This is a genomic window from Ideonella sp. A 288, assembly GCF_002198735.1.
In the GTDB taxonomy this organism is placed as follows: Bacteria; Pseudomonadota; Gammaproteobacteria; order Burkholderiales; family Burkholderiaceae_C; genus Pseudaquabacterium.
In genome coordinates, this window is the sequence record NZ_MWLO01000118.1 from 90,520 (window position 1) to 103,144 (window position 12,625).

Sequence of the window (12,625 nt, forward strand, 5' to 3'; positions counted from 1 at the left end):
GCCCACGCTCGCGGCCACGGCGGCCACGGCGGCCATGGCCTCCGCGGCCGCCGACCGCCGGGCGCGCGCCGACGCGCCCTGGCGGCCTCAGCCGCAGAAGGTCGAGACCGACTTGGTGTTGAGGTAGGCCTCCAGCGCCTCGGGGCCGCCCTCGCTGCCGTAGCCCGAATCCTTGATGCCGCCGAAGGGCATCTCGGGCCAGGCCGGCGCCGGCTGGTTGATCCACAGCATGCCGGCCTGCACGCCGTGGGTCAGCGCATGCGCCGTCTTCAACGACGTGGTGAAGGCATAGGCCGCCAGGCCCCAGGGCAGGCGGTTGGCCTCGGCCAGGGCCTCGTCCAGCGTGTCGAAGCCGCGCACCGCGGCCAGCGGGCCGAAGGGTTCCTCGTTGAGCACCAGGCTGTCGCCGGGCACGTTGACCAGCACCGTGGGCGCGAAGAAGTTGCCCGCGCTGCCGATGCGCTCGCCACCGGTGGCCACGGTGGCGCCGCGCTGCACCGCGTCGGCGGTCAGGCGTTCCATGGCCGCCACGCGGCGCGGGTTGGCCAGCGGCCCGAGCGTGGTGCCGGTCTCCAGGCCGTGGCCCAGCGACAGGCCGCGGCTGGCCTCGACCAGGCCGGCGACGAAGGCCTCGCGCACGCTGTTGGCGACGATGAAGCGGGTCGGCGAAATGCACACCTGCCCGGCGTTGCGGAACTTGGCCGCCGCGGCCACCTTGGCGGCACGGGCCACGTCGGCGTCTTCGGCCACGATCACCGGCGCGTGGCCGCCCAGTTCCATCGTCACCCGCTTCATGTGCGCGCCGGCCAGCGCGGCCAGCTGCTTGCCCACCGGCGTGGAACCGGTGAAGGTGACCTTGCGGATCACCGGGTGCGGGATCAGGTACGACGAGATCGCGGCCGGGTCGCCGTAGACCAGGCCGATCACGCCGGCCGGCACGCCGGCATCGACGAAGGCCCGCACCAGTTCGGCCGGCGAGGCCGGTGTTTCTTCGGGCGCCTTGATGACGATGGAGCAGCCGGTGGTGAGCGCACCGCACAGCTTGCGCACCACCTGGTTGATCGGGAAGTTCCACGGCGTGAACGCGGCCACCGGGCCCACCGGCTCCTTGAACACCTGCTGCAGCGTGCCCTCGCTGCGCGGCGCGACGATGCGGCCGGCGACGCGCTTTCCCTCCTCGGCGAACCACTCGATGATCTCGGCGCCGAACAGCACCTCGGCCTTGGCCTCGGCCAGCGGCTTGCCCTGCTCCTGCGTGAGCAGGCGCGCGGTGCGGTCGGCACGCTCGCGGAACAGTCGCGCGGCCTCGCGCATCAGCTTGGCGCGGTCGGCGGCGGGCACCCGCTTCCAGGTCTCGAAGCCCTGCGCGGCAGCGGCCAGCGCGGCGTCCAGGTCGGCCTGGCGGGCCACCGCGACGCGGCCCACCTCGAGCCCGGTGGCGGGGTCGTGCACCGGCAACGTCTCACCGCTGCTGCCGTCGCGCCACTGGCCGGCGATGAAGAGCTGGACGTCGGGGTAGGAGGATTCGGTCATGGCGGCGCTCACTCGGTGTCGGGTCGATGGAGCCCGGCATTGTCGGCCAGCCGGCTCGGGCCCCGGCGTGCGGTCTACCCCAAGCGGCCGGCCAGCCCGACGCCGATCAGCCGGCCCGACGGCCCGGCCGGGGGCCGCTCGACGCTCAGCCCCCGGCGCCCAGGAAGGCGCGCGCCCAGTCGCCTCGGGCCCCACCGGCCACGGCGTCGTAGGGCCCGTCGGCGATCAACCGGCCGTCGCGCATCAGCAGCACGCGGGCGCCCAGTTCCACCGCGTCGGCCGGGTCGTGGGTGATCACGATGGCGCCCAGGCCGCCGCCCAGCCGGGCCTTCAGCCGCACCAGCAGGTCGGCACGGGTGAGCCGGTCGACATTGCCGAAGGGCTCGTCGAGCAGCAGCAGCGCCGCATCGGCCGCCAGGGCGCGGGCCAGCGACACGCGCTGGGCTTCGCCGCCCGACAGCGTGGCGACATCGCGGCCGTCGACATCGGCCAGGCCCATGTCGCGCAGCGCCTCGCGCGCCTTGTGCTGGCGCGCCGCCTTGTCGCCGCCGCGGATGGCGAAGGCGGCATTGCCCACCGCGTCGAGGTGCGGGAACAGCGTGGCGTCCTGGAAGGCCACGGCCACACGACGGTGTTCAGGTGCCACCAGCACCCGGCCGTCGGCCGAGGCGTCGCGCTGCGCCAGATGCACGCTGCCGCCGGACGGTGCGTCGAAGCCGGCGATCAGCCGCAGCAGCGAGGTCTTGCCGCTGCCCGAGGGCCCGAGGATGGCCACGACCTCGCCGGGCGCCATGTCGAAGGACACCTCCGACACGATGGCCCGGCCGGACACGACCCTGGACAACGACCTGACTGAAAGCATCTCGAACCCATCGACTCAACACACTGCATTGCGACACCCGGCCGACTGCGCCGCCCCGTCCCACCCCGGGCCCGGCCCGCCGGGCTCAACCCGCCCGGCGCTCGCCGAGCCGCTCCATGCGCCACACCAGCAACGCCAGCGGCAGCAGCATCAGCACCTGCGTGATCAGCACCCACACGGCCGCCCGGTCCATGTTCTGGTGGCGCGCAAAGGCCCAGATCTTCAGCGACGGCGAGGTGTAGCCGAAGGGCTGCAGCATCAGGCTCATGTCCAGTTCCTTCAGCGATTCCATGAACACCAGCGCACAGCCCAGCACCAGCGCCGGCCACAGGTGCCCGGAGAAGGCCACCATGCGGGCCCGCACCGGGCCGGCACCGAAGGCCCGCGCGGCCTCGATCATCGCCGGCGGCGTGCGGCGCAGCGCATCGAGCGTCGGCAGGATCGCGAAGGGCATGAAGCGCAGCGCCTCGGTCAGCACGATGAGCAGCCGCGTGTCGCGCAGCGGCCCCAGCAGTTCGGCCAGGACGGCGCCGTCGCGGCTCATCATCACGAAGGCCAGCGCCAGCACCAGCGAGGGCAGGAAGTAGTTGGTGAGGTACAGCCAGGGCATGCGCTCGGCCAGCCGAGAGCGCGAGCCGGCACGCATCAGCACCGCGGTGAGCGCGCACACGGCGCCCACCAGCAGCGCGGTGGACAGCGAGGTGAGCGCGGCGTTGAGCATGTCGCCCGGAATGGCCGCGAAGCGGGTGCGCTCCCAGCGCAGCCAGGCCCAGCGCACGGTGATGGCCTCGGGGATCCAGAAGCCCGGCAGCGAGCAGAGCATGCTCCAGCCCACCAGCGCCCAGGCCGCCGGGCCGGCCAGCGGCTTGCGCGAGGACGCCGCCGCGGCCGGCGGGATCGGGTTCTGGCTGATGATCGAGGTGGACGCCCAGGCCGCCACCGCCACCAGCACCAGCGCCGGCACGATCAGCAGCGTTGAGGCGATGGCCGCCACCCACGAGTTCTGGCTGGCCAGCCACAGGTTGTGGATGCCGACGCTGAGCGTGTCGATGCCCAGGCGCTCGGCCGCGCCGTAGTCGCCGATGGACTGGGCGAAGACGATCATCAGCGACGCCGCCGCCGGCACCGCATGGCTGGGCAGGTGCACCCGCCACAGCCGCTGCCAGGGGCCGCAACCCAGCGCCGCAGCCAGTTCGGAGAACGCGTTGGGGATGCGCGAGGCCGCCACCCGGAAGACGATGAACACGTAGGGGCCGCAGGCCAGCCCCAGTTCGATGGCCAGCGCGTGCCGGCCCTCGAAGAAGGCCGACGAGAAGTACGTCATCCAGGTGCTGGCGGTGACGTAGGGCGCGAACAGCAGCGGCAGCAGCGCCAGCACGGTGACCAGGCCGCGCAGCCGGAAGTCGAAGCGCGACACGGCCACCGCCGGCACCGCGCCGGCGGCGAAGGCCACGGCCGAGGCCTCGAGCGCGACCGCCAGGCTGGCCCAGGCCTGGTGCGGCAGCGTGGTCGAGGCGAAGTGCACCAGCCAGCCGCCGTCCAGCAGGATCGGCGCGGCCACCCACAGCAGGTAGGCCGACGGGACGACCGCGGCCAGCGCCAGCACCCCGGCCAGCAGCACCCTGGCCACCGCCGCACCGCCGAGAACGAGCTTCGGCCCCGCGGGCGCCACGAGGCCCGTGGCAGTGGAGGCGGCGACGGTCACCCCTTCACTGACCGGAGTCGAAGCCGATCTCGTTGACCAGCTTGATCACCTGATCGCGCCGGCCGGCCATGGCGACCAGGGGCACGAAGTCCATCCGGAACTTGCCGTCGACCAGGCCTTGTTCGGCCCCCAGCTTGACCATCAGCGGGTGCACCGGCACGTCGCGGTGGACGGCGTACTGCTTGGTGGCATCGACCATCTTCTGCTGGCCTTCCCGCGACGCCAGGAACTCCATCAGCTGCAGGCCCAGGTCGCGGTTCTCGCTGGCCTTGGTCAGGCCCACCGCCGAGCGCATGATGAAGGTGCCCTTGCCGGCCTGGCTGGGGAAGTACACGCCCACCGAGTCGGCCCAGGCCTTCTGGTCGGGGTTGGCCGCCATCATCGGGTGGTAGTAGGTGTTCATCAGCGCGAGATCGCACTTGCCCTCGAAGATGGCCTTGGCCTGCTCGCGGTCGTTGCCCTTGGGCGCGCGGGCCAGGTTGTCGGCGATGCCGGTGATGACCTTGCGCGCCTTGTCGTCGCCGAACGACGCGAAGAACTGCCCGAACAGCGCCAGGTTGTAGTCGTGGCTGCCGCTGCGCACGCAGATGCGGCCCTTCCACTTGGGGTCGGCCAGGGCCTCGTAGCTCGACAGATCGGACGGCTTCACCCGCGCCTTGGAGTAGAAGATGATGCGCGCGCGGTAGGCGTCGACGAAGAAGCGGCCCTGCGGGTCCATGAACTCGGGCGGGATCGACGCCGAGATGGCGGCCGACTTGAACGGCGAAAGCAACCCGCGCTCGGCGGCCAGTTCCAGCAGTTCGGCGTCCTTGGTGATCACCACGTCGGCCTCGGTGGGCCGCGATTCCAGGCGGTTGACCAGGCCCTGGTCCAGGAACACGCCGGTGACCTTGGCGCCCGACTTGGCCTCGAAGGCCTCCAGCATGGGGCGCAGCGTGCCCTGGTCGGTGCGGTCGGAGATGATGCGCAGCACGCGCTGCTGGGCCAGCGCGGCAGTCGACGCCGTCAGCGCCATCGCCAGCGTCAGCAGGCCAGACAGCCAGGGGGTACGGCGTGTCGTCATCGGTGTTCTCCTGAAAAGGGTTGGCTCGCGGGCCGGGGCCATGGCAGGCACCTGGCGGACCCGGACGAAAGTCTAGTGCAGCCCCCCCGGCCGACGAACGCTGCCCCCCGTGAATGAAGGCACGTTGATGCCCATCATGTCCCCCCCCCGAACGCGGGGAGAAACCCCCGGTTACCGTATCCAATTGCGGCTGTCGGCCCTGATTCAGGTTGGGACGACATGATCCGCCAAGCCATCGAGCAACCCAGGGAAATTTTCATGATCAAGCACCCATTCGCCAAACTTCTGCTGGCCGTCACCGGCGCGGCAGCCTTCATGCTGACGGCACTGCCGGCCTCGGCCGCCGAAACCGAATCGTCCATCGCCCGCGGCGGACGCCTTTACGACAAGTGGTTTGCCGAGAACAAGGCAGCCAAGCCCACCACCGACCATCCGGGCTACATCAAGGACGGCAAGTACGGCAAGGACAACTCCTGGCGCTGCAAGGAATGCCACGGCTGGGACTACAAGGGCAAGGACGGCCTGTACGCCAAGGGCAGCCACTTCACCGGCGTGAAGGGCATCCAGGGCGCAGCCGGCAAAGACCCCGCGGCCATCGCCGCCGTGCTGCGCGACAAGAACCACGGCTACACCGACGCGCAGCTGAGCGCCAAGGATGCCAGCGACCTGGCACTGTTCGTCAGCAAGGGGCAGGTCGACATGGCCAAGTACCTGGACGCCGCCAACAAGGCCAAGGGCAACGGTGCCAAGGGCGAGGTGTACTTCAACACCCTGTGCGCCGGCTGCCACGGCCTGGACGGCAAGAAGGTCAAGGACGGCCCGCCGCTGGGCTCGGTGGCCGACAACGGCGCCGAGATGCTGAACAAGATCGCAAACGGGCAACCCGGTGAAGCCATGCCGGCCCTGCGCGCACTCGACCCGCAGATCGCTGCCGACATTGCCGTGCACCTGACCACGCTGCCGGCCAAGTGATGGGCTGGCGCAAGTGGGGTGCGGCCACGCTGCTCGTCGTGGGCGGCGTGGTCGGCGTGGCTCTGTGGGGTGGCTTCCAGGGGGCGCTGGCGGCCACCAACACGTCCGAGTTCTGCATCTCGTGCCACGAGATGAAGGACACGGTGTACGCGGACTACATCAAGACGCCGCACTTCAAGAACGCCTCCGGCGTGCGGGCCGAGTGCGCCGACTGCCACGTGCCGCGCGAACTGGGCCCCAAGCTGATGCGCAAGCTGATGGCCGCCAACGACCTGTACCACCACCTGCTGGGCACGATCGACACGCCGGAGAAGTTCGAGGCCAGGCGGCCGGTGCTCACCGAACGGGTGTGGTCGTACATGAAGGCCACCGACTCGCGCGAGTGCCGCCACTGCCACAGCTACGAGGCCATGGACTTCCACAAGCAGACCGAGCGCGGCCGCGAGAAGATGCAGGAAAGCCAGAAGAAGGGCGAGACCTGCATCGAATGCCACCAGGGCGTGGCCCACTCGCTGCCCAAGCGCGACGACTGAGCACCCGGGCGCGTCGGTCGCGGCATCGGTGACGGCAGGCGCATGACGCCCCGCCGGCACCGATCTCACCGCACCGATCGCACGGCAGCGAATTGACAAATCGCATGTCCGAACATACCCAAATGGGTACCCTCGCGGTCCGGGAGATTCCCCGAACCGACACGAGACCGACATGCGCCTGACCCACACCCTCCTCACCGCGGCACTGGCTGCCGCGTTCGCGTCGCCGCTGCAGGCGGCGGACGCCGTCACCGACGCCATCCAGGTGGCCTACGCGCCCTACCGCGCGGCACTGTCACGCACCAACGGCAAGTCGGTCCCCGAGGCCAGGCAGGCGGTCCTGCAGGCGCAATCGGCCTGGCAAGACCTGGTGCAGCGGCTGGGCGGTCAGCCGGTGGTCGCGCCCTACGACCGCGACGCCGCCTTCCGGGCCACGCTGGCCCAGGTGTCCAAGGTCTACGAGCAGGCCGCCGCAGAGGTGGGCGACGGCCAGCTCCCGGCGGCGCACGCCACGCTCGAAGCGGTGCGCGAGCAACTCGCCGACCTGCGCCGGCGCAACCAGGTGGTGGTGTTCAGCGACCACATGAACGCCTTCCACGCCGAGATGGAGCACCTGCTGGCCGATGGCCCGAAGGCCCTGGCCGAACCGCAGGGCCTGCCCCGGCTGGTGGCCCGTGTCGGCGCGCTCGACCACCTGGCCGGGCGGCTGCGGCAGGAAGCCCCGTCGGCGCTGAAGTCCCAGCCCGAGTTCGATGCCCTGCTGCAGGCCCTGGAGGGCTCGATGGGCCAGCTGAAGACGGCCGCGCTGGCGATGGACGCCGCCGCGCTGCGCGACGCGATGGGCAAGGTCAAGCCGGCCTACAGCAAGCTCTTCATCAGGTTCGGCTGATCCGACCGGCGCCGCTCGGCCAGCGCGGATTCGAAGGCCGCCAGCGCCAGGCGCGCCCGTGCCGGCGCCAGCGCATCGATCGACGCGCCTGCGCGCACCGCGGCCTCCATGGCGCCGACTTCGGCCGCCAACGCCATCGCACCCACTTGCGCGGCCGACGAACGCAGCGTGTGCAGTTGGCGCTGCAGGCCGGCGCCATCGCCGGCTGCCGCGCAGGCGTCGATCGCCTCGACGCCGCGCCGCGCGCCGTCGACGAAGACCGCCAGCAGTTCGCCCACGTAACCCGGGTCGGATCCATCGGCCACCATCGGCAAGGCGTCCAGCACGTCGGGGTCGTACACCGGCAGGTCGACCTGCCGGGACGCGCGCGCGGCGGCCTCGGATGAGGCTGCCATCGCCGGCAGCGGCACGCCGGCCCAGCGCTGCACCACCGCCAGCAGCCGATCGGCCAGCACCGGCTTGGTGAGGAAATCGTTCATGCCCGCCTCCAGGCAGGCCGTCCGGTCTTCGGCAAATGCGTTGGCGGTGAGGGCCACGATGGGCATGCCCTGCGCGGCACCGCCGGCCTGGCCGGCCCGGATGCGACGGGTCACCTCCAGGCCGTCCATGTCGGGCATCTGCCAGTCCATCAGCACCAGGTCGAAGGGCCGCGCAGACAGCTGGGCCAGCGCCTGCGCGCCATCGGCCGCGGCGGTGGTGATGCAGCCGGCGTGCTGCAGCAGCCGGCACACGATGATCTGGTTGAGCGGATCGTCCTCGACCACCAGCACCTGAACGCCTCGGTGGCCGGTGGCGGCTCGCGGTGCCAGTGTTGGTGCGGGGGTCGGTACGGGGGTCGGCACCCGATCGGCGGCCGGCGTGGCCCGCGGCAATGGCAGCTCGAACTCGAAGCAGGTGCCCTGGCCCAGCTGGCTGCGCACCGAGATGCGACCGCCCATCGCCTGCACCAGCTGGTGCACGATCGACAGGCCCAGCCCGCTGCCGCCGAAACGCCGGTCGGCGCCATCGTCGGCCTGCCGGAAGGGCTCGAAGATGTGCGGCAGCGACGCCTCGCCGATGCCCACGCCCGTGTCGCTGATGCTGAACCGAACGCGGTCGGCTGCCTCACCGGGGCCGACGCGCAGCCGCACCTCGCCCGCCGGGGTGAACTTGACGGCATTGCCCAGCAGGTTGAGCAGCACCTGGCGCAGGCGCGTGGCCTCGCCGTGGCGCCGCGCAGGCAAGGCGGGGTCAATGTCGCAGGCCAGTGCCAGGCCCTTGGCCTGCGCCACCAGCGCGGCCGTGGCGAGGGCGGATTCGACGCAGTCGTGCAGCACGAATTCGCCGTGCACCAGGGACAGCTGGCCGGCCTCGATGCGCGACAGGTCGAGGATGTCCTCGATCAGCCCGAGCAGGTTGGTGCCGCTCTTCTGGATCGCCTCGACCAGCAGGGCCCGCGACCCGGCGTCGCCATGCTCCAGGGCCAGCAACTGGGCCGCGCCGATCACCGCGTTCAGCGGCGTGCGCAGCTCGTGGCTCATGTTGGCCAGGAAGCGCGACTTGGCGCCCGACGCCGCCTGCGCCTCGGCGCGTGCCCGCTCGCGCTGTTCCACCGCCCGCGACAGCTCGAACTCACGCTCGATGGAGGTGCGGATGGTCGCGTTGGACACGCGGCCCACCGCTGTCATGGCGAGGTAGGCGGCCAGCACCACCAGGGCTGCAGCGTTCTGCACCTCGTCGGCGCTGGCCAGCAGCACCGCCACCGTGGGCAGGAGTGCCGCCGTCAGGAAGGCCAGCAGCGCCGAAAAGCGTGCCGCCTGCGTGATGGCCGCCACCGAGCTGACGGCCAGCAGAGTGCCCACCAGCAAGAGGGCCTGGCCGCGGTCGAGCGAACCCATCATCACCGGCCCGCAGGCCCAGGCGCCGCCGGCCAGCAGGTTGAACCCGACATACAGGCGGTCCCAGCGCGCCAGCGCGTTGTCGGCTGGCGCCGTGCGCCGGAAGGCGTACCAGAGCAGATAACGCCCGGCCGTCACGGCCAGCATCACCGCCAGCCACGCCAGCAGCGTCGTCATCGGGAAGAACAGCACCATCGGCGCGAAGAACACCGCGCAGGTGCCCACGGTGAGCAGCACCGTCAGGCGCAGCCGCCCATAGACCATGTGCAGTTGGGCGGCCGCCACCGCGCTGGCCGTGGCGGCGGCGACGTCCGCCGAGGCGGCGTCGGGCTCGCCCGCGCCGGCCTGGCGGCTGGGCGAGGTTGGCGGCCCGGGCGACCAGGCCCGGCTCAAGGACCAGCCCTTCGCGCTGCGCGCGGCAGGATTCGCGCCCTGGAACGGCCACGCACGCTCATTGGGCTACCTTCGGGCGGCGGCTGGCCGAGCGGGACCGGGCGACCTCGTCGGCCAGCCGGTCGACGGCCTGCCGCAAGCGCGCGGGCGCGCCGTCGGCGAGGGTGTCGCCCGCGCGCAGGCCTTGTTCCAGGGCCAAGGCCGCGCCGGCGAGCGCCAAGGCGCCGACCTGCCCGGCGCCGGAGGCCAGCGTGTGCACCGCGCGCACCTGGGCCTCGCGCAGGCCCTGACGCTGGGCCTGGTCGAGGGTGTCGATCAACGGCCCGGCGCCCTCGATGAACAGGTCGACCATCTGGTCCGCGAAGGCCGGGTCCGATCCGTCGGCCACCATGGGCAGGGCCTCCAGGACACGGCGGTCGAACACCGCCGGTGCGGTGTCGGACGGCGCCTCTGCGGCGGCCGACCCCTGGCCGACCGCGGCCGACCGGGCGGACGCCGGCAGGTGCTGCGCCAGCGCCGCCTCGAGGGCCGCGCTGGTGAGCGGCTTGGCCACGTAGCCGGTCATGCCGGCGGCCAGGCAGGCCTCGCGGTCGCCCGCCAGCGCATTGGCGGTGAGCGCGACGATGGGCACCGGCCCACGGCCCGGCTGGCCCTGCTCCCAGACACGGATCCGGCGTGTCGACTCGAAACCATCCATCACGGGCATCTGGCAATCCATGAAGACCAGGTCGAAGGGCGCCTTCTGCAGCCACGCCAGGGCCTGGGCGCCGTCACCGGCCAGTGTCACCTCGACGCCCAGCCAGCCGAGCAGGCCGCTGATGACCTGCTGGTTCACCGGATTGTCTTCCGCCACCAGCACCCGGGCCGCCGTCGGCTGCGACGCCGGCGCGCGCGGCGGTCTGGCCGGCACGGGCGGCGGTACAAGCGCTGGCAAAGGCGCCGGCACAAGCGCCGACACGGGAGCCGACACGGGCGCCAGCACCGGGGCCACGGCGGGCTCGAAGGGCAGGTCGACATGGAAACGCGCGCCGCGGCCGGGCTGGCTGTCCAGCCCGATCCGGCCGCCCATCATCTCGATCAGGTGCTTGCAGATCGACAGGCCCAGCCCGGTGCCGCCGAACTGGCGCGTGGTCGACGCATCGGCCTGCACGAAGCGCTGGAACAGGGTGGCCTGGGCGGCCGCGGAGATGCCGATGCCGGAGTCTTCCACCGCGAAGCGCCACCAGGCCCGGACATCGCCGTCGGGTGCCGCCAGCCGGCGGCTGGCCAGGCCGACGTGGCCCTGCAGGGTGAACTTGACCGCATTGCCCAGCAGGTTGGACAGCACCTGGCGCAGGCGGGTGGGGTCGCCGCTGACCCACTGGCCGTCGAGGTCCTGCAGGTCGAGCCGCATCGCCAGGCCGCGCGCGGCGGCCATCTCGCGGTACACCGCACCCAGGTCGGTCAGCAGGCGGCCGACGTCGAAGTCCACACGCTCGAGCTGCGCCTGGCCTTCCTCGATCTTGGCCAGGTCGAGCACGTCACTGAGCAGGTCGTGCAGCATGCGCCCGGCGGTGTCGATGGCCTGGACATGGCGGGCCTGCTGCTCGTCCAGCCGCGTGCGTCGCAACAGCTCGGCCATGCCGAGCACGCCGTTCAGTGGCGTGCGGATCTCGTGGCTCATCGCCGACAGGAAGTGCGACTTGGCCTGGCTGGCGGCGTCGGCCGCCCGCGTGGCCTCGACCAGCTCGGCGTTGCGCTGCACGAGCCGGTCGGTCAGCGTCTCCAGCACCTTGACCACCGAGCCCACCTCGTCGGCGCCGGCGCTGTCGATGGCCGCGCCGGTGAGGTCCACCGCCGTGCGCTCGGCACGCTCGCGCAGCCGGTGCAGCGGCCGCAGCGCCAGGCGCAGGGCCAGCAGGCCGAGCAGGATGCTGACCACCGTGGTGAGCGCACCGTACATGGCCGCGCGCCGCTTGCCGTCGTCGAGCACCTGGTAGGCCGATCGGCTGTCGATGCGCGCCAGGATCACGTAGGCCTCGTCGACGATGGTCACCGGCAGGTAGGCGTGGGTCGTGCGCGTGCCGGCATCAAGCCGGTAGACCGGCACCTTGCGCAGGAAGGCCTCGTCCACGGCGCCGCGGTCGACGTCGCCGGCCGTGCCACGGTCCGTGCCGAACGACTGCCCCTGGCGGCCCAGCAGCGCCAGCCCGGCACCGACCTCCTGGCTCAGCTCGTCCACGAAGGCGCGGTCCAGGCGCAGGCCCGCCGCCACCGTGCCGACCACCCGGCCGTCCAGCGACAGCGGCTGGATCGCCCGCACCATGACGCCACCACTCTCTCGCTGGCTGACGACGACGCCGGTGCCGGCCAGGCCTTCCGCCACGCCCCAGCCCGTTGCCCGCCCGCCCCAGCGCTGGGGCTCGTGGGCGCGAAACACCACTTCCTCCGCGGCGTCGGTCACCTCCAGCCCAGCCACCCGACCGATGCGCATCGCGGCCTCGAGATGCCGCGCCAGCGCGCTGCGGCGATCGGCACCCTCCAGCGCCATCGCGCGGGCGATCAGCGGGTTGGCCGCCAGCAGGCGGGCCATCATCTCCACCTGGTCGGTGTGGGCCTCGATCAGGCCGCGCAGCACGCCGGCGATGGTGTCGACCTTGTCGATCTCGCGCTGTCGCACGGTCTGCTCCAGCACATCGGCCGCCACGCGCTGCGACACCCACTGCCCGGCCAGCGCCAGCAGCCCGATGAGCAGCGCCAGGGTCAGGCTGGTGGACGGTCGCAGGCGCGCCATCATGGCCGGTGTGTGGGTCAAGGCG

Annotated in this window: 9 protein-coding genes; 3 read left to right on the top strand and 6 right to left on the bottom strand. The window is 72.0% G+C overall.

All coding sequences use genetic code 11. The annotated features are described in order from the left end of the window. Window positions 1–87 precede the first annotated feature (87 nt). The 4 genes from EOINJALH_RS12950 to EOINJALH_RS12965 all read right to left on the bottom strand — a co-directional run bounded on the left by EOINJALH_RS12950 (window position 88) and on the right by EOINJALH_RS12965 (window position 5,163). Complete coding sequence (locus EOINJALH_RS12950; protein WP_088280776.1) at window positions 88–1,533, bottom strand: NAD-dependent succinate-semialdehyde dehydrogenase; 1,446 nt, start codon at window positions 1,531–1,533, stop codon at window positions 88–90. Window positions 1,534–1,678: 145 nt separating this feature from the next. Beyond that, the gene (locus tag EOINJALH_RS12955) at window positions 1,679–2,395 is read right to left on the bottom strand and encodes an ATP-binding cassette domain-containing protein (RefSeq protein WP_088280777.1); all 717 of its coding nucleotides are present in this window, start codon (window positions 2,393–2,395) and stop codon (window positions 1,679–1,681) included. Between the two features lie 85 nt (window positions 2,396–2,480). Continuing rightward, on the bottom strand, window positions 2,481–4,100 hold the full coding sequence (locus tag EOINJALH_RS12960; protein WP_088280778.1) for an iron ABC transporter permease: 1,620 nt from the start codon (window positions 4,098–4,100) through the stop codon (window positions 2,481–2,483). Window positions 4,101–4,104: 4 nt separating this feature from the next. Continuing rightward, window positions 4,105–5,163: an extracellular solute-binding protein gene (locus tag EOINJALH_RS12965; RefSeq protein WP_158219746.1), complete on the bottom strand. Its 1,059-nt coding sequence runs from the start codon at window positions 5,161–5,163 to the stop codon at window positions 4,105–4,107. 258 nt (window positions 5,164–5,421) lie between these two features. Here EOINJALH_RS12965 and EOINJALH_RS12970 point away from each other — a divergent pair, with 258 nt between their 5' ends. From EOINJALH_RS12970 to EOINJALH_RS12980, 3 genes are all read left to right on the top strand, one after another. Then, window positions 5,422–6,135, top strand: a complete 714-nt coding sequence (locus EOINJALH_RS12970; protein ID WP_158219747.1) for a cytochrome c — start codon at window positions 5,422–5,424, stop codon at window positions 6,133–6,135. Beyond that, window positions 6,135–6,668: a NapC/NirT family cytochrome c gene (locus EOINJALH_RS12975; RefSeq protein ID WP_088280781.1), complete on the top strand. Its 534-nt coding sequence runs from the start codon at window positions 6,135–6,137 to the stop codon at window positions 6,666–6,668. The genes EOINJALH_RS12970 and EOINJALH_RS12975 overlap by 1 nt, the downstream gene beginning before the upstream one ends. 172 nt (window positions 6,669–6,840) lie before the next feature. Then, window positions 6,841–7,557, top strand: coding sequence for a hypothetical protein (locus EOINJALH_RS12980; RefSeq protein ID WP_088280782.1), 717 nt, complete (start codon window positions 6,841–6,843; stop codon window positions 7,555–7,557). On the opposite strand, the gene EOINJALH_RS12985 is transcribed toward EOINJALH_RS12980, so the two are convergent. Both EOINJALH_RS12985 and EOINJALH_RS33160 read right to left on the bottom strand, forming a co-directional pair. Further along, complete coding sequence (locus EOINJALH_RS12985) at window positions 7,527–9,827, bottom strand: ATP-binding protein (RefSeq protein WP_088280783.1); 2,301 nt, start codon at window positions 9,825–9,827, stop codon at window positions 7,527–7,529. The two genes, EOINJALH_RS12980 and EOINJALH_RS12985, sit on opposite strands and share 31 nt — an antisense overlap. A 58-nt stretch (window positions 9,828–9,885) precedes the next feature. After that, window positions 9,886–12,621, bottom strand: a complete 2,736-nt coding sequence (locus EOINJALH_RS33160) for an ATP-binding protein (protein ID WP_144290018.1) — start codon at window positions 12,619–12,621, stop codon at window positions 9,886–9,888. Between the last annotated feature and the right edge of the window lie 4 nt (window positions 12,622–12,625).